Here is a 26,802-nt window from a genome sequence, read left to right as displayed (position 1 = left end):
GTATTCCTACTCTACACTTCCGCTAAGTAATAAAAAAACCCACTATTTAGTGGGTTTTTACAATCATAAAAGCTAATTATTTAATTTTAGCTTCTTTATAGATCACGTGTTTACGAACCACAGGATCAAATTTTTTGATTTCAATTTTATCTGGCGTAGTACGCTTGTTTTTGTCAGTTGTATAGAAATGACCTGTACCAGCACTTGAAACTAAACGAATTAATTCACGCATTTTAAGACTCCTTAAACCTTAATACCACGACCACGGATTTCTGCTAATACTGCATCAATGCCACGCTTATCAATAATACGCATACCTTTTGCAGAAACGCGTAAACGGATAAAACGGTTTTCTGACTCAACCCAGAAACGATGGTATTGAAGATTAGGTAAAAAACGACGACGTGTTTTATTTTGTGCGTGGGAAACATTGTTTCCTACTGCTGGTCCTTTACCAGTAACTTGACAAACTCTTGACATATTTCAGCCCTCTAAACCTCATGCCAAACCCGGCATGGGTTGGCTAACTCAAAAATAATGTGGATGCTAAACTTAACTATTAAAGCTCTTAAGCAAGAACCTTTAAAAAAATTAGGTGCGCTTTATATCAAAAATAAGCCAATTTCGCAACTATTTTAGTTAACTAGTAAAGTTATTTATTAATATAAAACAGCAATTATAGCATGTTTTATGTGTTGTTTAATAGTGAACTGCATAAATAAATAGTTACATCTCTAGTGTTATAGGCTTGCAGGGGGTACATCGTAGCTTGCTACTAATGACTGATAGTAGCCTTTTATTAGCTGTGCTTAAAATGAACCCAAGAATCAAAGGATTAAGTTTTTAGTAAACCAACTGAGCATGGAAGGTTGTCAGTTATTAATGTTGTATAACCGTTAACCGGAGAAGTAATTATGAAAAATTTAACAGAAAAAGATGTAAAAGATACTGCAAAAGATATCAAAGGTGATTTCATGACCCAGTTTAATGAAATTATTAATGATGCAGAGCGTCTTTTAAAAGAAACAGCAGAAGTAACTGATGGTAAAACCACTGAATTACGTGAGCAATTAACTAGCAAAATTAAAGATATGCGTGACTCTATGGGTGAGCATGTAATGCCATTTTGTAAGAAAGGTAAAGAAGCTTTTGAAGTAACCGATGAGTATGTCAAAGCACATCCATGGGTATCAGTAGGTGTTGCCGCTGCCACAGCGTTTGTTGTTGCTCATTTTTGTCGTCGCCATTAATAGCGAGGAGTAGATTATGGATGCACACAAAGCGTCCGAGCCTAATAAACCCTCGCAAGAGGGGCTTATTAGAGCGATATTTAACTTATTAAGTAGTCATGTCTCTTTATTTGTTATTGAATTACAAGAGGCAAAGGATTTTACTTGGAGTTATTTTGTACACGTTGCCATTATAGTAGTGTGTAGTGTCTTATTCTTTATTATGTTTTCTGTTGGGATTATTGCCTATTTTTGGGATAGTTACCGACTGACAGCAATTTTAGGATTATTAGGCAGTTATCTTTTGATAATTATGATTGCTTTAATTAATTTAGTGCGTATTAAAAAGAAAACGAAACTTTTTACAAGTAGTAAAGAGGAGTTGTTAAAGGATAAAGAGGAATTGCTACCATGACCGATCAAAAACCGCTAACTCCTTATGAAATACGTAAAGTGCTTATTAAGCAACAATTGCAAGAGCAACGACAAGCATTAAGGCAACAAGCACAGCCTTTTCTAAAAACAGGGCAGCGCATAATGGGGTTATTTACTCCCAGTGATAACCAACAACACAGTAGTGGTAAAGGCGCCATTTTCACTGGCATTGCGATAGTAGTTGCTATCTTAGGCAAGCGTCGCGCTGGTTGGTTGGGTAAAGCTGCGCGTTATATTATTATTAATTATCCTGGTTTATTACATAAAATGCTTAAATAGCTTACAAGCCCCTTTATTTATTGCTTATAATAAAGGTAAGGGTTATTTTTTAAGGTAGGTAGGTTAACGATGGAAAATAAATTAGCAACAGAGACTCAACAGCTTACCGTGATTGATGAGACAGAAAAAGCTAATAAACAAGAGCCTTCATTAAATGTACTAATGATTCTCGATAATATTGAAAAATTATTAACCAGTACCGAAAAAGGCGCAGTATTGCACCATAAGATGGCTGGTTATTTAGATGAAATCAAACCTTTATTAAATAACCCAGATATTAAAATACCTGACAAAGGTAAAGAGATATTAAATAAGGCCAACGATTTTGTGCAAAAACGTCCATTAACTACCTTGGGTATTGCTGCCGGGGCTGGAGTGTTATTAGCATTATTAGCAGGACATAAAAAATAAGTATTTCATAAATTTATGACCATCCTTATTCTCTTATCGTTGAGTAAATGATATGGCATAAATCATGCTCTCAATGTGTAGAAAATCTTTATAAAAAACCAACTCGCTTAAGGCGAGTTTTTTATTTGTCTATAGTTAAATATTTGACTTAGTAGAGAAAAAGTTATCATTAGTTAATGTAATATATTGCATATAACTACTTACAAGTTATCTATAAATTTCAAAATAACAATTTTTCATTTGAATGTTAAATGGACGTTTAATTAAATACAACATTAGGATGATTAAATTATCAACCATTAATCTCTAAAATTGATTTGTATTGATATTGAGTGAGAGTGCGAGTTAACTACAATAATAATGATGAAGGATAAAAGATGAATAAGTTATTATGTTTTAAAGAGTGGTTAACTATTAAGGAAGCCGCTAAATGCCTTTCTAATGTTTTTAATGAAAAAGTAAAAATGAAGGATGTTTATAGATTAGCTTTAGACAATAAGTTAATTTTATCTTTGCATTTTATTAATTCTAGCTATGTGGAGAAAGGGGTAAATTTAGAAACAATAATTAATATGTCTACACAGGTTAATAATACCCACATTTTGTTTGATAGACAGTATATACAAATACAGGCAGGCTATTGTTATGATTTAGTTAATTTATACAATGGCCAATTAGTTATTAAGCAAGGGTATTATGGTAGTGCCTCGCATGCATTAAAAATTAATTCAGAAAATAATAAAGGAATTATTATAAAAGATAGTGCACAGGATGAGGCGCAGCCTTGTTATTATCGCTTAGTCAATTATTTGGAATGCGGTGGGCAACTCTCAGCAGTGACAATAGCTGATGTATTACCAAAAGATGTATTGTTGGTGGTAAAGACCGAGTATCTACGTGACTTTATTAATAATACGTGTATCACAAATAACCTAGATAAGCCATTACATAGTAAGGAACGTACTAATCTGTATAAGTTAATAGCACTTTTAGCAGGCATGAATCAATTACCTCCCGCTAGAGAGTTTAAAGTGGCCAATATCATTAAAACTTATGGGGACAGTATAGGTTTTGATTGCCCTAGTAGTCATACCATTGCTAAATGTTTAAAAGAAGCTAACCATTATTTACCTATCCATTAGTTAACTTGAATTCAAAAAATAAAATTTGAATTCAATTTTTATTGTTGTTTTTTACTATATGCTGTTAGCCCTTAATAAGGATAGCTATATGGTGAGTATAACACTTTGTTAGGTAAGTTATAACTACTGTTATATATAGCTATTACGCTTATTAAGTATAATAAAAAATTATGATTAGGGAGGGTAGAGTCAGCGACACTGTGTTGTAGATGTTTTTTTGTTGTTAATGATAATTCGTTTGTATACAAATGTACTTTGAAGTAAGAGGTATAACACAAAAACATAATAACAAGGAGGAATCATGCAAGAAGTAATAACCGTATTAGCTAGCCCTGAAGAGGCCTTTTTAGTTAATACCTATGTTGAAACTTGTGCAATGATTGATGCTATAACTGCAATTAATGAGAGAACGGAATCTATATGTGATTTATTAGTGGGAAGTATTAGAAATTGTCTGATAAAGAGTCAATCTTTGTGTAATATTGCTTGGCAATTACAAGCTAATATGGATTGCTTAACATTGTTTATTAAGCGCTATATAACCAGTGAACAGCAATTATGTTCGGGGTTAATTCAAGCGGCTCGGCAAAAGGCCAGCCATATTATTATGAGTTATGGGGAGAGTACTGCTAAGTTAAATGCTGTGAGTGAAATAGTAAGTTTATTGTTGGATATTAAACAATATATCAATGCTGTTGCTACAATAGCTTGTTACCAAAGAGAAAGTGAAAATAATAACTTTGAAATAGTGGCATAAAATTATTATTAATTAATTATTACAAGCGTAGTGGAATTAGGGGATAATAGATAAGTTTTATTATCCCTTATTATATTTTACGATTTTATCGTTGTAGGTTTGTTTTGAATTGGCAATTATTATTATCTCCTGAGAGATTAGGTAAAACAGTATTAAGCCCAGATGAATTAGGGCGTAGTCCGTTTCATAAGGATTATGATCGCGTGGTTTTCTCTGGCGCATTTCGTCGTCTAGGGCGTAAAACGCAGGTACATCCTGTGTCTAGCAATGATCTTATTCATACCCGTTTAACCCATAGTTTAGAGGTGGCATCGGTTGGTCGTTCACTGGGTATGCTAGTGGGTGAGTTATTAAAAGATGAGTTACCCGAATGGTGTTTACCTATTGATTTGGGGGTTATTGTGCAGTCTGCCTGTTTAGCCCATGATATTGGTAACCCGCCTTTTGGGCATTCAGGTGAAGATGCCTTTCGCTATTGGTTTTCACAGGCAGCCAGTAAAGGTTGGTTTGACTGTATGAATGAGGTAGAACTTGCAGACTTTCTCAATTTTGAAGGCAATGCTCAAGGTTTTCGTATTCTAACCCAGCTAGAGTATCATCAAAATGAAGGCGGTATGCGTTTGACGTATGCCACTTTAGGAAGTTATCTAAAATACCCTTGGACATCGCGCTATGCAGAAGCAGAAGGATATAAGAAGTGTAAGTTTGGTTGTTATCAAAGTGAGCTACCTTTATTACAACAAATAGCAGATAAATTAGGCTTACCACAGATTTCTCCACAACGTTGGCAACGTCATCCGCTGGTGTATTTATTGGAGGTGGCGGATGATATCTGTTATGGGTTGATTGATCTTGAAGATGGTATAGAAATGGATCTGTTAGCTTATGAGGAGGTTGAAGCTTTATTGTTGGATTTAGTCAGTGAACGTAATCCTAACCTTAATAAGCAATTAGATACTACCAGTAGTCGCAGACGTAAATTGGCTATTTTGCGTGGTAAAGCAATTGACCATTTAACCAATGCTGCCGCAGAGGCTTTTATTAAACAACAAGCTGTTTTATTGCGCGGCGAGTTAGTGGGTGATTTGGCAGAGTATATGGATACTGCCAGTAAAGAATGTATCTTAAAAGCAAAAAAAATTGCACGAGAAAAAATATTTCAAGATAAGCAAAAAACCTTGCATGAGATAGGGGCTTATACTACGTTGGAAATTTTACTTAATAGTTTTTGTGGTGCTGCTGTTGAATTACATAATAAAGGTACGTTGTCATTTAAGAATAAGCGTATTTTTGATTTATTAGGTCATGATGTGCCCACAACAAATTGGACGCTCTATCAATCCGTTATGCGCATGATCGATTTTATTGCAGGCATGACTGATAACTATGCCACAGAAATGGCAAAAGAAATGACTGGGCGGTCTAGCCCAATCTAGTTGGTTTGATTTTATATATAGAAAAAAACTAATTACTTTGAGTAATTAACTCATTAAAAATAATCAGTATAACAGCCAGATTTGTTATACTGATAGTTTAAGAAAATTGCCTATTTTGAGCAATTTATTGATTATTATAAGAAAATTTTAAATCGATGATTTAATACAATCATTTTTGATGTTAAGGGTAAAAATAACTTATGCAAGAGCGTGAACAACTATTGGAGAAAATCCAAGAATTGATTGATGAGAATGAAGGCGATTTGCCTTTTGTTTCTCTAGATGATTTCTTTGTTGGTAATAATGATGAAGCAAGTATTGCTCCTGAACAGGTAGATGATGGTAGACCTACCTTGGCTGAGATGTATACACAATTGAAATGGATTGAGGGGCGACCCAATGTTTATTCTGTATTAGTCAGTATTCATGAAGATTGGGAAATGTCGCTTAATAATAGAGAGGTATGGCCAGCAGCAGATATGATTCATATTTATGCAATGGCTCCCTTATCTGATGCAGAAAAGTGGGTAGAAACCTTACATTGCCGCATTTATGAGGGCTGGATTTATGGTATGCCTTTAGCTGCACCTTCTGTACCCCCAGGTTATAATGTTTATACCCTTTATTGGGACTAATAAAAAAGCCATCTATTGATGGCTTTTTTTATGCTTATTTAACGTAGAGTTGTTTTTTAAGATAACTTTCTACATCAGGTAAAAACAGGGTTAAAACGCCTAATAAGGGCAAAAAAGCACAGAATTGAAAAATATGTTGTAAGCTTGTTTGGTCAGCAATATAGCCTAATACCGCCGCAGCAATACCGCTCATGCCAAACATAAAGCCAAAGAATAAGCCTGCAATCATACCTACTCGACCAGGTATTAATTCTTGAGCATAAACTACAATAGCTGCAAAGGCAGAAGAAATAATAAGACCAATCAGTACACTTAATACGCCTGTCCAAAATAGATTGGCGAAGGGCAGTGCTATGGTAAAGGGAGCAGCCCCAAGGATAGAAAACCAAATTACATATTTACGACCAATCCGATCGCCAATTGGGCCACCAGCAAAAGTACCAACTGCCACAGAGGCTAAAAATAAGAATAAAAAAAGTACCGCGTGATCTTTGGAAAGATTAAATTTTTCTATTAAATAAAATGAATAATAGTTACTCATACTAGCCATATAGAAATATTTCGAGAAAATTAAAATACCTAAAATAGATAGCGCGAGTATGGTTTTTTGCTTACTAAAGGGCAAGGTTAAATCCATTGGTGCGCGCCCTTTGCTTGCTTTTAGATGCTTGGCACTCCAAGCACTAATGCGCATAAGTAATAGGATACCTGCAATACCAAATACAACAAACCATAAAATATAGCTTTGTTGGTTGTGTCTTAACACAATAAAGCTGACTAACAAGGGTCCAAGTGATGAGCCAAAGTTTCCACCCACTTGGAAAGCCGATTGCGCAAAGCCGAATTTGCCACCAGAAGCATTACGTGCTACACGAGAGGCTTCGGGGTGAAAAGTAGAGGAACCAACCCCTAAAAAGGCAGCTGACACCAGTAATAAAGAAAAATTACTGGCTAAGGCTAACATAATTAAACCACAAGTAGTAGAAGCCATACCCAGCGGTAATAGATAAGGTCTGGGGTGTTTGTCAGTGTAAAGGCCAATGGCTGGCTGTAGGATAGAGGCAGTAATTTGATAAACAAGGCTAATACAGCCTATTTGTGCAAAACTTAAACGAAACTTTTCTTCTAGCAGTGGATAAGTAGCAGTGAGCATTGATTGAATGAGGTCATTCATTAAATGGGCACAGCTAACCATTAGAATAATGGATAAAAACAGTTTGTTATGGCTATTAACAGCAGCTTGTTGTTGATTCATGATAATGGATAAACTTATTTTTATAGCAGAACGAGGGAATGATTATTAACTCTTATAATATAGAATTATGGATAAGTTTATAACTTTACTCAAGAGATATTCTTTTATCTTTGTAAGAGATAAGCTGGCTGATATTCAATAAAATCCAGTTATGATAAAATGTCACCGTAGTATCATTGGCTGTTTCTAAGTGATTAAAGAATTATTTGGATAAATAAAATAACTATTTTAAAAAATATACAATATGCTAATGTATTAAGTCGTAAATAGTTTGAATTCAATATAGCGGGTGTGTCTATGTTAAATAAAGCGCTTGAAGAAACCATTAATGCGGCTTTTCGTGAAGCTAGCTTGAAACGTCATGAGTTTATTACAGTAGAACATCTGTTATTAGCTTTGTTAGATAACGAAGATGCTGCCAGAGTGTTGCAAGCTTGTAAGATTGATCTTAAAAAACTGGCGAAAGAGCTAGCAGAATTTATAGAGCAAACCACGCCACGTATTGCTGATACCGATAAAGACACCCAAACCGATGCAACGTTGGGATTTCACCGTGTATTACAGCGCGCAGTCTTTCATATGCAAAGTTCTGGTAAAAATGAAGTCAGTGGTATCAATGTGTTAGTCGCTATTTTTAGCGAAACGGAAAGCCAAGCTGTTTATTTATTGAAAAAACAAGGTATCACCCGTTTAGATGTGGTGAGCTATGTTTCACATGGTATTGGTAAAACCGATATTGAAGATGTCACTGGCGAAGAAATTAAAGAAGAATCACCAGACAATGTGGTAGAGAAGAAGCCTCTTGAAGCCTATGCGACAAACTTAAATGAATTGGCAGAACAAGGATTAATTGATCCTTTGGTGGGTAGAGAACAAGAAGTTGAACGGGTGGCTCAGATATTGGCACGTCGTCGTAAGAATAATCCTCTATTGGTGGGTGAGGCAGGGGTTGGTAAAACAGCCATTGTTGAGGGGTTAGCAAAACGTATTGTCGATGGACAAGTACCCGAACTATTAAAAGGCAGTGTTATTTATTCCTTAGATTTAGGGGCTTTATTAGCAGGTACTAAGTATCGTGGTGATTTTGAAAAACGTTTTAAAGCGGTACTCAAAGATTTGAAAAAACGCACCGATGCGATTTTATTTATCGATGAAATTCATACCATAATTGGTGCTGGTGCTACTACAGGTGGTGCAATGGATGCGTCTAACTTGCTGAAACCTGCACTGAGTAGTGGTCAAATTCGTTGTGTGGGTTCAACCACCTTTAAAGAATATCGTGGTATTTTTGAGAAGGATCATGCTTTATCACGTCGTTTCCAGAAAGTAGATGTTGTTGAACCTTCAGTGGCTGATACTATTCGTATTTTGCAAGGTCTGAAATCGCGTTTCGAGGAACACCATCATATTGCCTATACCGATGAAGCCCTTAAAGCGGCTGCGGAATTAGCAGCACGGCATATTTCAGACCGCCATATGCCAGATAAGGCGATTGATGTAATCGATGAGGCTGGTGCCTATCAGCAGTTACAAGTAGCTGATGAGAGGGTGAAGTGTATCGATGTTCCACAAGTGGAAGCTATTATTGCAAAAATGGCGCGGGTACCATCAAAAAGTGTTAATGCCTCAGATAAAGAATTACTCCGCAACTTAGAACGTGATCTTAAGTTAACTGTATTTGGGCAAGATGCTGCAATCAGTTCATTAGCTTCGGCTATTAAACTTTCTCGCGCTGGCTTAAAAGCACCTGATAAGCCTGTAGGATCATTTTTATTTGTTGGGCCTACAGGGGTAGGTAAAACAGAGGTTGCCAAACAGTTAAGTCGCGCATTAGGTATTGAGCTAATTCGCTTTGATATGTCTGAATATATGGAGCAGCATTCTGTTTCTCGTCTAATTGGTGCGCCTCCAGGCTATGTAGGTTTTGATGAGGGGGGATTGTTAGTAGAAGCCATCACCAAAACGCCTCATTGTGTATTGTTGTTAGATGAAATTGAAAAAGCACACCCTGCAATCTTTAATTTATTGTTGCAAGTCATGGATCATGGCACCTTAACCGATAATAATGGACGTAAGGCTGATTTTAGAAATGTTGTCTTGATTATGACTTCTAATGCAGGCGCTCAATCTGCTGCTAGGGCATCGATTGGTTTTGCTCAGCAAGATCATTCAACCGATACCATGGAAGTGGTTAAGAAAGCATTTTCGCCTGAGTTCCGTAACCGCTTAGATGCGATTATTCAGTTTGGTCGTTTAAGTGATGATGTATTGAAGAGTATTGTGGATAAATTCTTGGTGGAATTACAGGTACAACTAGAGGAAAAACAAGTACAACTTGAGATTTCTGAGCAAGCTAGAAGTTGGTTAGCGAAAAATGGTTACGATCCGCAAATGGGTGCGAGACCAATGGCTCGTTTAATTCAAGAAAAATTAAAACGTCCGCTTGCTGAAGAAATTTTATTTGGCAAGTTAGCGGAGCAAGGTGGTATTGTTCACGTTGATATGAGTAACGATCAATTAACCTTTAATATCGAGCAAATTGTTGAACCTGCGTAGTAGCGTTTATTAAGGAAGTAGTATGAAGTATCAGTTGTTGCTAATGGCTTTAGTAGTGTTGGTTGGGGCTAGTAAAGTCATGGCGCAGGCAAATAAGTTACCAGCAGCAGTTAATGTACCAACAATGGCTTTTGATCAAAGGTTAACAGAGCAAGCTATTGTGATTGATTCGGATTATATTCCTAGTCATTTAAGGATAAATAGTGCAGTTATCGTTTTAGGATCTACTACGTTAACAGAAATTACTGATGTTTTTAAAACGGGTATTCCTTTATATAATGGTAAAGGTTACTACCAATGTTATAGTTTACCGAGGTATTCTCATCAGTTATGGTTTGTTACTAAGGGAACAGACCTAACTCAACCTGTCACCGAAGTAGTCATGAAATTAGGCAATACCTTACCTACTGAATATTGTCCGTTAATTACTGCTGCTTCTTATCCTACGTTTTCTAATAAAATGCGTTTACAACTAAAACCTGATCTAGTTGAATCATTATTTGGTAAACCTTTACAAAAACAAGGTGCAACTTCTGTTTATTTGGTGCAGTTACCAAGATTACAAAAGCTCAAGATACAAACACAAGCTGGCAGTAAAGGTGTACAACTAATTAAAATTACCCAAGAGGGTTTGGCTTATCAGGTCAATTAATGGTTGTAAAAAACTCTTTGTGAATTAAAGCATAGCGATTTAAGAACGAGTGTTATCAGTGGCTGTGTAAATAATAGATAATTTCTATAAACAATAAATGTACATGCCCAGCCTATTAACGTGGTTGAAAAGCAATAATAGCCATTCCAGCCAAAGCTACTAACACACCTACAATATCCCATAGTGAAGGTTTTATGCCATCTACTCCCCATAGCCAGAAAATAGCTACACTAATATAAACACCACCATAGGCAGCATACACTCTGCCTGATGCAGCATCATGTAATGTTAGCAGCCATGCAAAAATAGCTAAACTTATAGCCGCAGGAATTAATAACCATGCTGAACCATTTTGTTTTAACCATACATAAGGCAAGTAACAGCCGATAATTTCTGCAAACGCGGTTAACAAATAAAGGATCAGTGTTTTCAAGGAAATGCCTTAAAGAATATTAAAAAACAGACGATAAATTAATCCTAACCCGAAAAGGACAAAGGCTAGGCCACAGATAAGATTAATTTTGTTAAGCCGCTTTTGATACCAGTCCGCCACCCAACGGGTAGAAAATAATGTTGCCACCAAATAAAACCATAGTAAGCTTTCCATTACTATTAATATAAACATTAATAACAACGTATGAGGCGTTGCATTAGCAACGGCAACTGAAAAAATACTACCAAAATAGGCTAGGGCTTTTGGATTAGCTAGGTTAGTCATAAAACCTTTGATAAAAAAACGATGTTGCCTACTATGTTCAGTAGCCATTAATTGCGTTTTATTAAAGCTGCTTTTAATAGCAGAGACACCTAACCAAATTAAATAACTGCCACCTAATAACAACAATACTTTATAAATAATAGGCGTGTGTTGAATGATAATATTCAAGCCACTGATTGCTAATAGCGCCCAAATAGCAATTGCACTGCAAACACCTAAGATAGCCAAGATAGTACTTTTTTTATTGTAGTTAGCGGCTATTTGTGAAATAAAAACAAAATCTGGGCCTGGACTAGCGAGGGCTAACAGATGGATGAAGAAGATGGAGGTAAGTGACATAATAAGACTGCTTAAAAAAGGGCTAATATATACTTAGGTTATTAAATAATAAAATAATTTTGGAAGATCAGGCATTTTCAGGTAAAGTATAAATATTAGCTAGTAAATTTAGTTAACTATAAAAATTATAAAGCAGTACAGATGGTTTCTAAATACTTGCTAACTAAACTAAAGTTGGTGTTTACAATAAGTTATTAGCATGGAAGTATAGCTAACTTAAGATAAATATAAAAAATAATATTGTGAGTAATGCAAAAAGGTAATTTATGTTTTATTTAATTCAATTAATAATTAATTATGTCACTACAAGAATATATAAGGTAATTAGTGCTTATCTTTATGGCCAAAAGCGCCATGTTGATTGTTTGCTAAAGTCTATTGCTGTATTAGCTAAATAAAAACAGTTTTTAAACACTATGTAAGATAAATTTTTTCTTATGTAGCAGTGTTATTTTAACTAAAAATCTATAGGGGAGGCTTTGCAACCAATAACTTTCACTCATTAGTCAATTTTTAAAAAAATAACAACTTGAGGTAATCAAAGATGGTAAACAATAACAATAATATAAGTGTTGAAACTCCAGAACAGGAGAAGAAACGATTGCGCAAAGTAGCGACAGCTACTATTGTCGGTTCTATGCTTGAGTGGTATGACTTTTACCTATATGCAACCATGGCAGCGCTAGTATTTGGGCAGGTATTTTTTGATACAGCTGATCCCAAAAGTGCTAGCTTAAAAGCATTTGCTACCTTTGCTATTGGTTTTATTGCAAGACCTGTAGGTGGAATGTTATTTGGTCGTTATGGTGACCGTTTTGGTCGTAAAAAAATGTTGGTGGTTACCTTTATTCTAATGGGTGTTTGTACCACAATCATTGGTCTTATTCCTACCTATGATACTATTGGTGTTTGGGCGCCTATTGCGTTAGTTTTTATTCGTTTTATTCAAGGTTTAGGTGCTGGTGCTGAGTTAGCAGGCGCAGCTATTACTTCGTATGAACATGCCTCCACCAAGAAAAGAGGTAGCCAAGGCGCTTGGCCTGCCATTGGTTTAAATTTAGGTTTATTGCTTTCGTCATTGACTGTTTTTATCTTAAGTTTGTTCGGTCAAGAGTTCTTATTAAATGGTGGTTGGCGAATTCCTTTTATTCTAAGTTTCGTATTGGTTTTCGTAGGGTTATGGGTAAGACGTAGCTTACCTGAGACGCCAGACTTCGATAAGATTGTGCATGAGCATAAGCGTGATAAAGCACCTTTCCATGATATCTTTAAATTCCATATCAAGGGGTTATTGGTCGCTTTCTTCTTGGCATTGGGTTATAACGCGTTAAGTTATACCTTTAAAACTTTCTCATTAGCTTATTTAGATCAGTATAAGGGCGTTACTGCGGATGTAACTTCATTATCCATTACCCTTGCCAGTTTAGTGGCTTTATTTACTATTCCTTGTTTTGGTTGGATGTGTGACAAGTGGAGCAGTAAGAAAGTGATGATTACAGGTGCGGTTATTACTTTGTTATATATCTTACCCTTTATGTGGTTAATAGATACTGCTAACGAGCATTACATTTATTTTGCATTAATTATCACCACTGGCTTTTTAACCCCCATGATGTTTGCGGCACAAGGCTCATTTTTAAGCAGACAATTCCCTGTCCAAGTGCGTTCTACAGGCATTGGTACAGGCAGAGAGATAGGTGGTGCATTAGGTGGTTTAGCTCCTTTATTAGCGCTTTGGTTGGTAAAAGTATCACCAGATAATTCAACCATTGGGGTGATTATTATTTTATTTATCTCTGCTATTTTTGTGATCGTTTCAGGGTTGTGCGATCAGGGTAGTAAATTTACAGATAATAAAAACTAATGCTATAAAAATAGCCCCAAAAATGGGGCTATTTTTTTGTATTAGAAATTGACTATTACAAAGCTGTATGAGTTTATGCTGTCTATTGTTAGTGAAGTTCAAGTAGTGTTGTTATGTTAAGCAACGTTTTGTTAATAGCTAAATAGTAAAATGTTAAGGAATAATTAACTTTTATCAATTATGATATAACTGAGTAATATATAGTGGTTGAATACTGACTTTTTATTTAATTGCAGAAATGCAGGATGCTTTTATGAATAAAAAATATTGGCTAGCAGTCCCTTTATTAATATCCTTGATGTTTGGGACAGTATCTCATAACTTTGCTCAGGCTCAAACAACGAGCCCGCCTTCAACTGCAGTTGATGAATCGACATTGGCTAAACGCTATGCAGGTAAAGAGTTAAAGGTTATTGATGTTTCAGAAATTCAAGTCAATGGTGCTAGTACGCTTTCTGTTACTTTTTCTGTACCTTTAAAAGCAAATCAAAAATTTAATGATAAATTACATTTGATTGATACGAAGTCAGGTAAGGTTGATGGTGCTTGGGTTTTATCTAAAAATCAACAAGAGTTGACCTTTAATAACCTAGAGCCGAATCGTAAACTGGTATTGACAGTTGATGCAGGTTTAAGAGGCGTTAACGGTAAAAGCATTCCTGTAGAATATGTTGCTCGCTTAACCACTAAAGATTTAAAACCTATGTTAGGTTTTGCTAGTCGAGGCTCTTTATTGCCTGTTCGGTTAGCTGAAGGCCTACCTGTGGTTACTTTGAATGTTCAGCAGGCCACGGTAGAGTTTTTTAAAATTCATGATGATAAGTTACCGCAATTCTTTAGCCAATGGGGTAGAGGTGGTAGCTTACAATATTGGAATGCCGAAGAGCTGTTAGCAATGGCTGATTTAGCCTATACAGGTGGTTTTAAGCTAAATGCTGATAAAAACCGTCGTGAAACAGTGATGTTACCCATTGCAGGCATTAAGCAATTACAAAAACCAGGTGTTTATTTTGCGGTATTACGTCAATCAGGTGAATATAAATACAGTTTTCCTGCGACGGTATTTACCATCTCTGATATCGGTGTTTCTGCACACCGTTATAAATCCAGCGATAATTTAACAGTTTTTACCCAGTCATTGGAAACGGGTAAAGCTATTATTGGTGTTGATATCAAAGTATTGGATAGTAAAGGTAATGTTATTGAAGACGCTGCTACTAATACAAAAGGGTATGCTGAGTTAGCCAATATCAGTGATGCAGATATTGTATTGGCCGCCCATAATGGCCAAACTACGATGTTACGTTTAAAAACATCGGCACTAGATTTATCAGAATTCACGGTGACAGGTCCAGAAGACGCTGCTTTCCAATTCTTTATGTTTGGTCCTCGTGATTTATATCGTCCTGGTGAAACTGTACTATTTAATGCGTTATTACGTGATAAAGATGGCAATCAAGTTAAGGATATGCCCGTTAATGTTGAGGTGCGTAGCCCCGATGGTACGGTTGTACGTAGTTTTGTATGGAAAGCCACGCAACAAGGTTTTTATCAATATCAGTTAAAAGTATCAAGTGATGCAAAAACAGGCCGTTGGTCTTTCTTAGTTAAAATTGGTGATAAAAAAGTTCAAGATTATAATTTTAATGTTGAGGATTTTTTACCAGAACGCCTTGCCTTAGAATTAAAAGCAAGTGAACAACCTTTAGCACCAGTAGATAGCATGTATGTGGGCGTTAATGGTCGCTATCTTTATGGCGCACCTGCCAGTGGTAACTTATTGAGTGGTCAGGTGTATGTCCGCCCATTAAGAGAGGGTGTTGCTAAGTTACCAGGCTACTATTTTGGTGATTTAAATGAGAAGTATTTATCACAAAATATCGATTTTAGTGAGTTTCCTTTAGATAAAGAGGGTAAAGGCACTATTCGATTAGATAGCCAATGGAAAGAGGTGAAATCACCGTTACAGTTAATTGTCCAAGCCAGTTTGCAAGAAAGTGGTGGTCGTCCTATTGTACGTCGTGTAATTCAGTCTGTATGGCCTGCTAAGCAATTGGTAGGTATCCGTCCTTTATTTAAAGATAAAGAGGTGGATTATGATACTACGGTTGAGTTTGAGGTATTGCTAGCCAATGCTCAAGGCGATAAGTTAGCCGCTAAAGATTTAAAAGTACGTTTTGTTCGTGAGCGTCGTGATTATTATTGGTACTATTCAGACAGCGATGGCTGGAATAGCAATTATAATCAAAAAGATTTAATGATGGATGAGCAGCAAATTAGTATCGCAAAAGGTACGACTGCTAAATTAACCTATCCTGTGGAGTGGGGTTATTATCGTTTAGAAGTGGAAAATCCAGCCACTGGCTTAATTTCTAATTATCAATTCCGTGCGGGTTATTCATGGCAGGAAAATACCGAAGAGGGCGGAGCAGTTCGTCCAGATCAAGTAAAAGTTGCGCTTGATAAACCCGCTTATAATGAGGGTGATAAAGCGAAGATAACGATTACCCCACCTGCGGCGGGTAGTGGTTATTTAATGATTGAGTCTTCAGATGGTTTATTATGGTGGCAAGCGATTGATGTACCTGCTACTGGTAAAACCTTTGAGATTCCTATCGATAGCAAATGGCAACGCCACGATTTATATATTTCTACTTTAATCGTTCGCCCTGGTGATCGTAAAGTTGGTGCTACCCCTAAACGTGCGGTAGGTCTGTTACATTTACCTTTAGATCGCCAACAACGTAAGGTTAATCTTGAGTTAGTTGCGCCAGAAAAAATGGGGCCTTCGCAAAATTTAGTGGTTAAGGTAAAAGCTAAAGATAGCCAAGGTAATCCCATTAAGAATGCTACTGTGTTAGTGGCTGCGGTGGATGTGGGCGTTTTAAATATCACTAACTATAAAACACCAGATCCATTTGCGGGTATTTTTGGTCGTAAAGCGTATGGTGCAGATCAACTAGATGTTTATGGTCAATTGATTGAAACAGGGCAAGGTCGTATTGCTTCCTTGTCATTTGGTGGTGATGCTGCCTTGGCTAAAGGTGGTAAGAAACCAGATACCAATGTGATGATCGTTGCATTACAAAGCAAGCCAATCACAGTCAATGACAATGGTGAAGCTGAAGTATCGTTAGCCATTCCTGACTTTAATGGCGAATTAAGGTTAATGGGGCAAGCATGGACTGATAATGCGTTTGGTATGGCAGAGGCTAAAACAGTAGTGGCTGCGCCTGTTATTGCAGAGCTTGCTACGCCTCGTTTCTTAGCAGGTGGTGATAGTTCAACCTTAGCGTTAGATATTACTAATTTAACTGAAAAGCCACAGAAGCTATCAGTCAATTTAACTTCAGAGGGATTTGTTACCTTAGTTAATAGTAAGCCTCAGCAAATTACTGTAGCAAAAGGCGAGCGTAAAATCTTAACTATACCTGTAAAAGCCTTATCTGGTATGGGCGTAGGTAAGGTAACGGTTAACGTAACTGGTATCACTGTTGAGGGTAAAGCAGCGCCAGATATTAAGCGGACGTGGAGTATAGGCACACGGCCTGCGTATCCTGCAACCTTAGAAACCTTCCAAACTGTTTTAGAAAGCTCGCCTTGGAATATTCCAACGGCAGTACTAAGTGGTACGGAAATGGATGGTAGAGAGGGTTTGCTACAATTAACCAGTCAACCACCATTGAATTTGTCTAAACAAATTCAATCATTACATGCTTATCCTTATGGGTGTGCGGAGCAGACTACCAGTGGTCTTTATCCATCACTTTACTCAACCACTGAGTTATTAAAACGTTTGAGTGTGACGACTGATCAAACCGATGAGCAACGTCATAATGCTATTGAAATAGGGATTGGCCGTTTGCTAGGTATGCAGCGCCATAACGGTAGTTTTGGATTATGGAGCAATGATAGTGAAGAGGGCTATTGGTTATCTATTTATGTAACTGATTTCTTATTGCGTGCCCGTGAGCGCGGTTTCTCAGTGCCTGAGGAACCATTACAAAATGCGGTAAAACGTATTTTAAATTATGTACAAAATAACAATAGTATTGATCCTTACTATACTGATAACGTGACGGCTACTCGTTTTGCTGCGCAAGCTTATGCAGGTTATGTATTAGCGCGTTCTAAGCAAGCGCCACTAGGTGCATTACGCGCTTTATATGATCGTCGTAGTCAAGCACCTTCTGGTCTTTCTTTAGTGCAGTTATCGGCTGCGTTGAAATTAATGGGTGACAATACCCGTGCGGAACAAGCATTAAAAGAAGGGCTAGTAAAAACACGCGATAACTCAAGAAGCTATTGGTGGATTGGTGATTATGGTAGTGAGGTGCGTGATAATGCGTTAATTCTTGCTATTCTGCAAGAACACCAAATGGGTAGTGCGGATGCTATATATAACCGTATGTTTACCTTAAGCCAAGATATTGCTAATAAACGTTGGTTATCTACTCAAGAGCGCAATGCAATTTTCTTAGCAGGTTATCGTATTCTATTAACCCCAGAGAAGGCTTGGCAAGCAGACGTTGAGGTAGCTGGTAATAAGTATACAGTTACCGATAAGCAACCGAGCTTAAAATTATCTGATGAGGAAATGCGTAAGATTACTACCTTAAAAGTAGTCAATAAAACAGCAGATGTGCCGTTATATCAAACAGTTAATGTAACGGGTTATCCTAGTCAAGCACCAAAAGCTACTACTAATGATGGTTTATTTATTTCTAAAGAGTATTTAGATTTAAATGGTAGACCTCTAAATCTTATTAATGTCAGAAGTGGTGACTTGATAATTGTACGGATTAAACTAGCCACTAAACAGCGTATTACTGATGCGTTATTGGTAGATTTATTACCAGCAGGTTTAGAGTTGGAAAATCAAAATCTAGCACAAGCATCGGCTAGTTTAAAAGATGCTGCTGATACTATTAAGGAATCTTTAAAATCTATGCAAAGAGCGCGTATTGCCCATCAAGAGTTCCGCGATGATCGCTATGTAATACAGTTGGATTTAGGTTATAACTATTCTAACCAAACCACCGATATCTTATATTTAGCACGTGCGGTAACACCGGGTGAGTATCGTGTACCTCCTGCTGTTGTAGAGTCTATGTATCGTCCTAATTGGCAAGCTACCAGTGATGCACCTGCATTATTGATTGTGAAGCCTCACTAGGTATTAGCTAGTTAATTAAAAGGCGTACTGAGTACGCCTTTTGTTTTGTAGAGTAGGTGAAGTTGGCTATTTTGCGTTTTATTGGTAGGCATTGGCGAATTTGGGTATCCATTCCGATTATTATCATTGGTTTGTTATGGGTACTTGATAAGCTATTTCCATTACCTATGCCAGAAGATGGCATTGCCCGTATTGTATTAGCGAGCGATGGCACACCCTTATGGCGTTTTGCTGACAGAGATGGTGTGTGGCGTTATCCGATTACTATAGAACAAGTATCACCTGCCTATATTGAAGCCTTATTAACCTATGAAGATCGTTGGTTTTATGAACATCCCGGTGTCAATCCTGTAGCCTTAGGGCGTGCATTTTGGCAAAACCTAACGGGTGGTAAGATTATTTCAGGGGGTAGCACTTTATCAATGCAAGTGGCTAGGCTAATCGAGCCACATCCGCGGACTTACTGGGGAAAAGTAAGACAAATCTTCCGTACCATGCAGTTAGAGTGGCACTTGAGCAAAGATCAAATACTCACTTTATACCTTAATCGCGCTCCCTATGGTGGTACAATTGAAGGGGTGGCGGCTGCTAGTTGGGCTTACTTAGGCAAGCCGCCAGATCAGCTTACCCGAGCAGAAGCTGCATTATTGGCGGTATTGCCACAAGCTCCTAGTCGATTAAGACCAGATCGTTATCCTGAGCGTGCTAAGCTAGCAAGAGATAAAGTGTTAAACCGTTTGGCCGAATTTAAAAAATGGCCGCAGTCTGTTATTGATGAAATAAAGCAAGAAAGTATTTTTTTAACAGATCGGCAAGAGCCGCAAATGGCGCCACTATTAGCAAGACGCTTATATAATGACAGTAAAACATCTGTTATCCAAAGTACCATCAATGTCAGTATGCAGCGTCGTTTAGAGGATCTGCTAAAAAACTGGCAAGTGCGTTTACCTGAATATACCTCAGCGGCTATTTTGGTGGTCGATCATCAAACTATGGAGGTAAAGGCTTATCTGGGGTCTATAGATATTACCGATGATAAGCGTTTTGGCCATGTGGATATGGTGTCATCTATTCGTTCACCGGGTTCTACTTTAAAGCCTTTTCTCTATGCCATGGCGATGGATGCAGGATTGATTCATTCAGAGTCACTGTTACAGGATGTGCCAAGACGCTATGGAGATTATAAGCCAGGTAATTTCTCGGCAGGTTTTATAGGGCCTGTATCCGCCAGTGAAGCTTTGTCCATGTCACTCAACCTACCTGCTGTACAGTTACTTGAAGCTTATGGGCCAAAACGTTTTTATGGTGAATTAAAAGGCGCAGGAATTGGCTTAACCTTACCCCCTATGGCAGAACCTAATTTATCGGTTATTTTAGGGGGTGTAGGTACTAAGTTAGAAGATTTAGTGGTGGGCTATAGTGCTTTTGCACGTCAAGGTAAGGTTGCACAACTGCGTTTTAAACCGACTGATGCTTTAGAAGAAAGACCATTATTATCAGCAGGTTCAGCTTGGGTGGTAAGGCGTATTTTAGCAGGCCAAACAGAGCCTGATCGAGATGAGCGAGCAAGGTTAGTGCAACGTAGTGTCTTAGCATGGAAAACAGGTACTAGCTATGGCTTTCGAGATGCGTGGGCGGTTGGCTTAGGACCTCGCTATTTAGTGGGAGTATGGATTGGTAGACCAGATGGAACGCCTGTGCCTGGTCAGTTTGGGGTAGCTTCTGCAACGCCTTTATTATTACAAGTACATGACCTGATTATTAACCAAACTGCAAGCAAAGCATTGGCGGTTACTGAAAGTAATCAACCAGCGAGTGTAGGAGTAGCCGCTATTTGTTGGCCTTCTGGACAACCATTGTCTATTAAAGATAGCAATTGTCGCAAAGAGCGTTTTGCTTGGACATTAGACAGTTTAACACCGCCTACTTTACTCGCCCCAGACCAACCACTCGGCACAGGTATAAGTCAAACTATTTGGGTTAATAGTAAGGGCTTACAGGTGGCTGCTGATTGTGATGGGGCGATTGAAAAGCGTATTGATTTATGGCCTGCGCCTTTAGAACCTTGGCTTATTTATACCGAGCGTCGTAATCGTCGCTTACCTAAGGCTGATAAAGATTGTCCACCATTACTGCCAGTAAAAGCAGCGCCTCTTTTTATCGTAGGCGTAAGGGATGGGGATAGATTGCGCTTACCTGCCATTAATACAGAACCTTTAACATTAAAGCTTTCTTCATTAGGGGGCGCAGGGCAACGTTGGTGGTTTCTCAATGGCGAATTAATTGAGGAAACTGCACCTGATGAATCCTTTAATAGAGCCTTTATAAAAGCAGGTAAGCAACAATTAACCCTACTAGATGAACTAGGCCAAACAGCAACCATTGAGTTTTCTATTCAGTAAAATGTTATACTTTTACTTATTTAATAGCTTATTTTGGAAAATATGGCGAAATTAATAAAAATTCTACAATGGATTCGCAAGTTTTTTAAAAGACTATTCTGGATTACTGTTTTTTCAGTAATAGGAATCTTAGTCATGTCTGTATTGCTTGTATTAAGTATGCGTTGGATTAATCCAATTGGTACTTCGCTGATGGTCGAGCGTAAAATTGAAAGCTGGCAAGCAGGTGATGGTCTTAAATTCCAAAGAGAGTGGAAAGGTTGGTACGAGATTTCGGATAGTTTAAAATTAGCGGTTATTGCTTCAGAAGATCAAAATTTTCCATATCATCATGGTTTTGATATGGAAGCAATCCAACAAGCATTAAAGCATAATGCAGATGGTGGAAATCTCAGAGGAGCAAGCACCATTAGTCAGCAAGTTTCTAAAAATATCTTTTTATGGTCTGGTCGTAGTTGGTTTCGTAAAGGCGTAGAGGTTTGGTTTACCGCTTGGATTGAACTGCTTTGGTCAAAACAACGAATTCTTGAAGTTTATTTAAACAGTGCAGAATGGGGAAATGGTATTTTTGGTGCAGAGGCTGCGGCGCAATACTATTTCAATACTACAGCTAGACAATTAACTAAAGAACAAGCTAGTTTGTTAGCGGCAGTATTACCTAATCCTAGAAATTGGAACCCTGCTAAGCCCACTACCTATATAAATTCTCGTGGCATATTTATCCGCAAACAAATGGATAATTTAGGGGGTAATGCTTTTTTACAAAAATTAAGGTGTGGTAACGATTGCCCCCAATAAAACCATACTTACTGTAAATAGTAGTTTTTATCTTTCATCAATCTTATTTATATTCCATCAGCAGATATAACTATCTGTTTTTCTAGTTAGTTTATCCGTTTCATCATCACTGACTTGAATTTTTAAATAGTCCTTTTAGCGAACACTCTTCTTATATAACCCATTAATTTTTCAATAATTATTTATAAGTTATTGTTTTATAAATATTTTTATTTTTGATTATAGAATGCTAAAAAAATATGAACAAAAGCTTAATAAAATTACATGTAATCTAAATTATTTTGACATGTAATAGTTTAAATATTAATCTAACGATAACTTGTTTTGTTGGAGTATTAGACAAGATAAGGCAAACAGTTGTGTAAATAATAAAGTTCAAGAGGAACAGAATAATGCGCTATTTAGCTTTTGCCATACCTGTTTTAACGATAAGTACTTTAAGTGGTTATGTGTCTGCTGAAGTAGATACGATGGTAAGTAATAATTTGAATGTTATAGAACAACAGCCAACTCAAACTAAAGATACGCTTTGTCGAGTAACAACAACTTTTCCAATAACTGTTCAGCAGTGTGGAGAGGACTGTCAGCACCTATTAAAAGGGGGCTTGATTAAAGTAGAAAAGATTGGTGTATCGCCTAGTGTTGAGCAGTATGTGTTAACAGATTTAGGGCGTGCAGCGTATATGCCTGCTTCAGCCAAGTTATCTGGTGGTTTAGGAAATTTTTGTTTTGGCAGTATAACTAAATATGAAGTTGTTAGTTGTCATGTAATTGAAGATAACTCTCAGCTAGCTGTTAGGTATAAAGCTTATATAAGCGATCCCCATCCTGCTTTATATGATGCTGATTTTACAGCGAACTATGCTTTACCAAATTTACAACAAGGAACAACTGAAACAAAACCGATGCAAAAGATTTTTCGCATCACCTCACAAGGAGAATTAAGTATTGTTAGATAACAAATTGTTTGGCCAATAGCTATGGAGGGAAAAATATTATGATTACAACATGTCCTCACTGTGGTTATACACTTCAATCGGAACATACGGCATTAGTATTTGAGTGCCCTAAATGCCAAGCGGATTATGCATCCTATAGGTATTTACAAAAACGATTGGAACAAAAGCAATTTTGTTTTTTTAGAAAACTTAAACGGAAATTTGATGAATTTTCATTACCTGACAATGAGTTTTTAATCTATGTGATATTGATAGTTATTTATCTATTTACTTTATTTCTTCGCTTTTCAGCAGAAGCGATATAAAGGTAATTGAAAAAATAAATAACTGTCTAGTAAATTAAAAAAGGAATAGATAATGATTACGACTTGCCCTAAATGTGGCTATGTTCGTCAAATAAGCGATATAACACCTTTAAAAGCGTGCCCTCCTTGTAATGTGGACTATAGTGTTTATTTGCACCTTAACAAGCAATTAGAACAAAACATAGATCAACCAACAATAGTTCAGCAGAGTAAAATGAAAAAGCATAAATTTTCATTGTTAGACCATGAAATTTTGATTTATTGTGTGCTTATAGGTGCGTTTATATTTATTATGTTTTTAGTACGTTCGCAAGCTTTTTGGTTGTAAGCATGGCAGGAGCCTTGCTAAAAGAAATATAAACCATAAAAGGCAGTTTCAACTAATTGCTAATTTTTAGTTGAAAGAAAAAGGTGTGTGTAAAAAGTTGGTTTATTTAGAGTTTTTTATAGATATCCTCTAGGCTACCCTAGAGGATAACTCACTGATAATTAATTAGACAATGGCTTGCGTTCGAGGCGTTTCTTTAAAAAATATCCCCACGATAAACCAAGAATAATAGAAATTAAAGAAGCCAGTAATACCCCTGCTTTGGCAGCGCCTAATAAGGTTTCATCAGTAAAGGCTAAGGTTGCTATAAAGATTGACATAGTAAAACCTATACCAGCGAGTAAACCAGCTAATAATATACCATTCCAAGTAACCCCTTTAGGTAAGTGGCAAAGCCCTAATTTAACCACAATAAAGCAGGATAGTAGTACACCAATTGGTTTACCTACGACGAGCGCAGCAATAACGCCAAACATTACATGTTGTGCTGAGATAGCGGATAGATCAAGGCTATCTACCGTAATACCTGCATTAGCTAAAGCAAATAAAGGCATCACAGCATAGGTTACCCAAGGGTGTAATGCCATATTAACACGGGTAACAGGTGGTAATAGTTCGCGTTGTACTTTATGAAGTTCATTATAGGAGATGGTTAATTTGCCATCTTGATCGGTGGTTCTTATTGTATTAATGGCATCGGTCACTGTTTCTATATACTTTTCTTTAGAAATCGTGCTTACTACAGGCGTCATTAAACCTAATACAACCCCTGCGAGAGTGGGGTGGGCACCAGTCATTAATAGGCCAGTCCACAGAATTGCCCCTGGAATAATATAAGCATAGGCAGAGCGTAAGCCAAGCCATTGGAATAATAGTACTGAGAAGATACCAAGGGCGGCAACAAATAAGCCATTAATATCTAAACCACCTGAATAGAAAAAGGCAATAATTAAGACGGCTACAATATCGTCAATAATAGCAAGGGCGAGGAGGAATACCCTGATATTAGCAGGAATAGATTTGCCCAATAATGCTAATGCGCCTACAGCAAATGCAATATCTGTAGCAGTAGGTACTGCCCAACCTTGCTGTTGAATGGGTGCATGATTTAATGCTAAGTAAATAATTGCAGGGGTTACCACGCCACCAATTGCTGCGGCAATGGGGAGGGTAGCAAGACGGAAATTGGCAAGCGCGCCATCATGTATTTCTTTTCTAATTTCCATTCCTACCACAAGGAAGAAAACTGTCATCAGTGCATCATTTATCCAAAAGTGCAGTGATTGTGTAAAGGTAAACGAACCAAAACTAAAACCTAGAGGTGTATGCCAAAGTGCGTGATAACTATCAGCAATGGAGGAGTTAGCCCAAATTAGAGCAATAATTGCAACTAAAAATAAAACAATGCCGCCAACGGCCTCAATATGTAATACTTTTTCTATGGCAGAAAGTGAGCGCATAGTAGCAGCATGAGCTTTGGGTAAGATAGGTTTTTTCATAGGCATAAATCCTCGCGAGGCGGCCCGACCATCGTTTTAAAACCTGTATACAACCCAATGTTGCAACACCCAACTGGAAATTATAAAACAAATAAAAGAATGAATCTATTTTTATAGACTTTTATAGGAAGAGTAATTGATTCAATTTATAAATTACTTATTTTTAATATTTAACAGCGTAAAAATACCAACAATAAAGAATATGCAGCCTACAATGGTATCAATATTTATTAAACTATTTCTATGAAAACCAAAGAATATATAAGTAATACCCAACATTAGAGATAGTAGAGGAATAAGTTTTTTTGTTTTTTTTTGAAATGTAAATGCAGCTTTTGCATTCTTTTCACATGCACCTTTACAAGTAAGAGCAAAGTTAAGATCAACAGCACATTCCGAACATAAAGCTTTACCACAGGATTTACATATACCTATAGCGTTTTGTGAGTGATGTTGATAGCAATTCATAATAAATTTATCCTTGTATACTATTGAGTCAATTTATTTTGTTGATTTATTTCTTATTAATAAATTATTTATCCAATTTTATCGGATCAAGAGAAAGATTACTATTTTTATATATTTTCTATAAAGCTTGGGGCAGAAAGTTAAATATTTAATGCTAACAAATAGGACTATTCATAACTAATACTTAAGAGTTATATTAAATTAGTCCTTTAGGTAATTTCTTCATGCTAGGTATTTGTTTATAGTTTATACAACCCGTATTTAGTATCTTGTTTATCCCTAGTGAAAGACTATTCCTAATACTAAATATGGGCTTATCGCACAGATATCTATCTTTTGCCATTAGCCTCTAGTTTACAAAGTATTAGCTCGCTTTATAAACTAGAGGTTTTCTTTGTGTGGCGCTTTTCTTTGTTAAAAAAATCATTGTTTAGAAACTAGTAATAAATACCTAGGCTTATTTATCTTTGGTAAGCGTTTGCATTACATTTAGTAAGCTGTTTGCATCACTTAGCAGTAAGGTACTAGCGATAGTGATATTTTGTACGGCATAGGGTGGGGGATTGTTGTATTCGTGTAATGCTTCAAGTAAACCTAGTACCGCAGCTAAACGGCCTGTTAAGCATTCAAAAATAGAACAAATTGATGCATGGTTATCGTAATATAAAATATTATCACTAGTGCTTTGCGAGGCGTTATTTAAAGGAATAAAACGAGGTGGTAATGGTTGTATTGTCATTGGTTGCTCCTGTTTTCTGTTAGCCTCCCTTTTTAAATTTTGCTAGGGAGGCGGAACTGTGCACAGGTTAGCAGACCGATAACTCGCGGAATCGGCACACCCGAAGGTGTCCCATGCACAGCCCGCCATAAAATACAGGCAAAGCCATGCTTACCACAGACTAGAAAACCAGTTGTGGCCGCGAGTTAATGGGCTGCTAATCCCATACTATAGATTTTGCTATAGCCCTTTTATTGTAAAACTACCTAGCTCTAACAGCAATCTGTTATTTACTTTTATTAGTAAATAAGGGAAGTAAACCAGTATGAAAATAGGGCAGGGGTAAGTTACATAAGATAAGAAATAAAATAGCTACCAAGGTATCACTAGGTATATTAACGTTTAAAAAAATGTATTTTGTTTATTTTTAAAATTACTTTT

At 36.9% G+C, this 26,802-nt stretch carries 25 protein-coding genes; 17 read left to right on the top strand and 8 right to left on the bottom strand.

Annotated features, from left to right (window positions below):
• Positions 1-76: 76 nt before the first annotated feature.
• Together rpmG and rpmB are read right to left on the bottom strand one after the other, a co-directional pair.
• Positions 77-232 carry a 50S ribosomal protein L33 gene (rpmG, locus tag JHT90_RS10535; RefSeq protein WP_003457707.1) on the bottom strand — a complete coding sequence of 52 codons (156 nt, stop codon included), beginning with the start codon at positions 230-232 and terminating at the stop codon, positions 77-79.
• Between the two features lie 11 nt (positions 233-243).
• The gene (gene rpmB, locus JHT90_RS10530; RefSeq protein ID WP_201090730.1) at positions 244-480 is read right to left on the bottom strand and encodes a 50S ribosomal protein L28; all 237 of its coding nucleotides are present in this window, start codon (positions 478-480) and stop codon (positions 244-246) included.
• A 434-nt stretch (positions 481-914) separates the two neighbouring features.
• Between rpmB and JHT90_RS10525 the strand changes: the two genes are divergently transcribed.
• The 8 genes from JHT90_RS10525 (at position 915) to JHT90_RS10490 (ending at position 6,324) form a co-directional block, all read left to right on the top strand.
• Positions 915-1,250 carry a DUF883 family protein gene (locus JHT90_RS10525; RefSeq protein WP_201090729.1) on the top strand — a complete coding sequence of 112 codons (336 nt, stop codon included), beginning with the start codon at positions 915-917 and terminating at the stop codon, positions 1,248-1,250.
• Positions 1,251-1,266: 16 nt separating this feature from the next.
• The gene (locus tag JHT90_RS10520; RefSeq protein ID WP_201090728.1) at positions 1,267-1,644 is read left to right on the top strand and encodes a phage holin family protein; all 378 of its coding nucleotides are present in this window, start codon (positions 1,267-1,269) and stop codon (positions 1,642-1,644) included.
• The gene (locus tag JHT90_RS10515; RefSeq protein ID WP_201090727.1) at positions 1,641-1,943 is read left to right on the top strand and encodes a hypothetical protein; all 303 of its coding nucleotides are present in this window, start codon (positions 1,641-1,643) and stop codon (positions 1,941-1,943) included. Before JHT90_RS10520 ends, JHT90_RS10515 begins: the two co-directional genes overlap by 4 nt.
• Positions 1,944-2,012: 69 nt before the next feature.
• The gene (locus tag JHT90_RS10510) at positions 2,013-2,354 is read left to right on the top strand and encodes a DUF883 family protein (RefSeq protein ID WP_201090726.1); all 342 of its coding nucleotides are present in this window, start codon (positions 2,013-2,015) and stop codon (positions 2,352-2,354) included.
• 377 nt (positions 2,355-2,731) lie between these two features.
• The gene (locus JHT90_RS10505; RefSeq protein ID WP_201090725.1) at positions 2,732-3,496 is read left to right on the top strand and encodes a hypothetical protein; all 765 of its coding nucleotides are present in this window, start codon (positions 2,732-2,734) and stop codon (positions 3,494-3,496) included.
• A 301-nt stretch (positions 3,497-3,797) separates the two neighbouring features.
• Positions 3,798-4,253 carry a hypothetical protein gene (locus JHT90_RS10500; RefSeq protein ID WP_201090724.1) on the top strand — a complete coding sequence of 152 codons (456 nt, stop codon included), beginning with the start codon at positions 3,798-3,800 and terminating at the stop codon, positions 4,251-4,253.
• 104 nt (positions 4,254-4,357) lie between these two features.
• Positions 4,358-5,689, top strand: coding sequence for a deoxyguanosinetriphosphate triphosphohydrolase (locus JHT90_RS10495; RefSeq protein WP_201090723.1), 1,332 nt, complete (start codon positions 4,358-4,360; stop codon positions 5,687-5,689).
• Between the two features lie 200 nt (positions 5,690-5,889).
• On the top strand, positions 5,890-6,324 hold the full coding sequence (locus JHT90_RS10490) for a hypothetical protein (RefSeq protein ID WP_201090722.1): 435 nt from the start codon (positions 5,890-5,892) through the stop codon (positions 6,322-6,324).
• Between the two features lie 34 nt (positions 6,325-6,358).
• On the opposite strand, the gene JHT90_RS10485 is transcribed toward JHT90_RS10490, so the two are convergent.
• Entirely contained in the window at positions 6,359-7,579 is a 1,221-nt protein-coding gene (locus JHT90_RS10485; protein WP_236253917.1) for an MFS transporter, read from the bottom strand.
• Between the two features lie 297 nt (positions 7,580-7,876).
• Here JHT90_RS10485 and clpA point away from each other — a divergent pair, with 297 nt between their 5' ends.
• Both clpA and JHT90_RS10475 read left to right on the top strand, forming a co-directional pair.
• Positions 7,877-10,135: an ATP-dependent Clp protease ATP-binding subunit ClpA gene (gene clpA, locus JHT90_RS10480; RefSeq protein ID WP_201090721.1), complete on the top strand. Its 2,259-nt coding sequence runs from the start codon at positions 7,877-7,879 to the stop codon at positions 10,133-10,135.
• Between the two features lie 22 nt (positions 10,136-10,157).
• Entirely contained in the window at positions 10,158-10,787 is a 630-nt protein-coding gene (locus tag JHT90_RS10475) for a hypothetical protein (RefSeq protein WP_201090720.1), read from the top strand.
• Positions 10,788-10,902: 115 nt separating this feature from the next.
• On the opposite strand, the gene JHT90_RS10470 is transcribed toward JHT90_RS10475, so the two are convergent.
• Both JHT90_RS10470 and JHT90_RS10465 read right to left on the bottom strand, forming a co-directional pair.
• On the bottom strand, positions 10,903-11,226 hold the full coding sequence (locus JHT90_RS10470) for a YnfA family protein (protein WP_201095839.1): 324 nt from the start codon (positions 11,224-11,226) through the stop codon (positions 10,903-10,905).
• Positions 11,227-11,229: 3 nt separating this feature from the next.
• The gene (locus JHT90_RS10465; protein ID WP_201090719.1) at positions 11,230-11,844 is read right to left on the bottom strand and encodes a LysE family transporter; all 615 of its coding nucleotides are present in this window, start codon (positions 11,842-11,844) and stop codon (positions 11,230-11,232) included.
• A gap of 544 nt (positions 11,845-12,388) precedes the next feature.
• Between JHT90_RS10465 and JHT90_RS10460 the strand changes: the two genes are divergently transcribed.
• The 7 genes from JHT90_RS10460 to JHT90_RS10430 all read left to right on the top strand — a co-directional run bounded on the left by JHT90_RS10460 (position 12,389) and on the right by JHT90_RS10430 (position 23,676).
• The gene (locus JHT90_RS10460) at positions 12,389-13,708 is read left to right on the top strand and encodes an MFS transporter (RefSeq protein ID WP_201090718.1); all 1,320 of its coding nucleotides are present in this window, start codon (positions 12,389-12,391) and stop codon (positions 13,706-13,708) included.
• A gap of 253 nt (positions 13,709-13,961) precedes the next feature.
• Entirely contained in the window at positions 13,962-18,884 is a 4,923-nt protein-coding gene (locus JHT90_RS10455; RefSeq protein ID WP_201090717.1) for an alpha-2-macroglobulin family protein, read from the top strand.
• Between the two features lie 56 nt (positions 18,885-18,940).
• Entirely contained in the window at positions 18,941-21,286 is a 2,346-nt protein-coding gene (pbpC, locus tag JHT90_RS10450) for a peptidoglycan glycosyltransferase PbpC (RefSeq protein WP_379971675.1), read from the top strand.
• A gap of 135 nt (positions 21,287-21,421) precedes the next feature.
• The gene (mtgA, locus tag JHT90_RS10445) at positions 21,422-22,084 is read left to right on the top strand and encodes a monofunctional biosynthetic peptidoglycan transglycosylase (protein WP_236253915.1); all 663 of its coding nucleotides are present in this window, start codon (positions 21,422-21,424) and stop codon (positions 22,082-22,084) included.
• 392 nt (positions 22,085-22,476) lie between these two features.
• Positions 22,477-23,043: a hypothetical protein gene (locus JHT90_RS10440; RefSeq protein ID WP_201090715.1), complete on the top strand. Its 567-nt coding sequence runs from the start codon at positions 22,477-22,479 to the stop codon at positions 23,041-23,043.
• A gap of 38 nt (positions 23,044-23,081) precedes the next feature.
• On the top strand, positions 23,082-23,348 hold the full coding sequence (locus JHT90_RS10435; RefSeq protein ID WP_201090714.1) for a hypothetical protein: 267 nt from the start codon (positions 23,082-23,084) through the stop codon (positions 23,346-23,348).
• A 52-nt stretch (positions 23,349-23,400) separates the two neighbouring features.
• On the top strand, positions 23,401-23,676 hold the full coding sequence (locus tag JHT90_RS10430; RefSeq protein WP_201090713.1) for a hypothetical protein: 276 nt from the start codon (positions 23,401-23,403) through the stop codon (positions 23,674-23,676).
• A gap of 161 nt (positions 23,677-23,837) precedes the next feature.
• Here JHT90_RS10430 and nhaA read toward each other — a convergent pair whose 3' ends face one another.
• The 3 genes from nhaA to JHT90_RS10415 form a co-directional block, all read right to left on the bottom strand.
• A complete protein-coding gene (gene nhaA, locus JHT90_RS10425) occupies positions 23,838-25,175 on the bottom strand; it encodes a Na+/H+ antiporter NhaA (protein ID WP_201090712.1) in 1,338 nt (445 codons plus the stop codon).
• Between the two features lie 153 nt (positions 25,176-25,328).
• Positions 25,329-25,643: a hypothetical protein gene (locus JHT90_RS10420; protein ID WP_201090711.1), complete on the bottom strand. Its 315-nt coding sequence runs from the start codon at positions 25,641-25,643 to the stop codon at positions 25,329-25,331.
• Positions 25,644-26,100: 457 nt separating this feature from the next.
• Positions 26,101-26,382 carry a hypothetical protein gene (locus tag JHT90_RS10415; RefSeq protein ID WP_201090710.1) on the bottom strand — a complete coding sequence of 94 codons (282 nt, stop codon included), beginning with the start codon at positions 26,380-26,382 and terminating at the stop codon, positions 26,101-26,103.
• Between the last annotated feature and the right edge of the window lie 420 nt (positions 26,383-26,802).

Origin of the sequence: Entomomonas asaccharolytica (assembly GCF_016653615.1) — a bacterium.
Lineage (GTDB): Bacteria > Pseudomonadota > Gammaproteobacteria > Pseudomonadales > Pseudomonadaceae > Entomomonas > Entomomonas asaccharolytica.
Note: the sequence above shows the minus strand (reverse complement) of the source record. Positions and strands in the feature narration are given on the sequence as shown.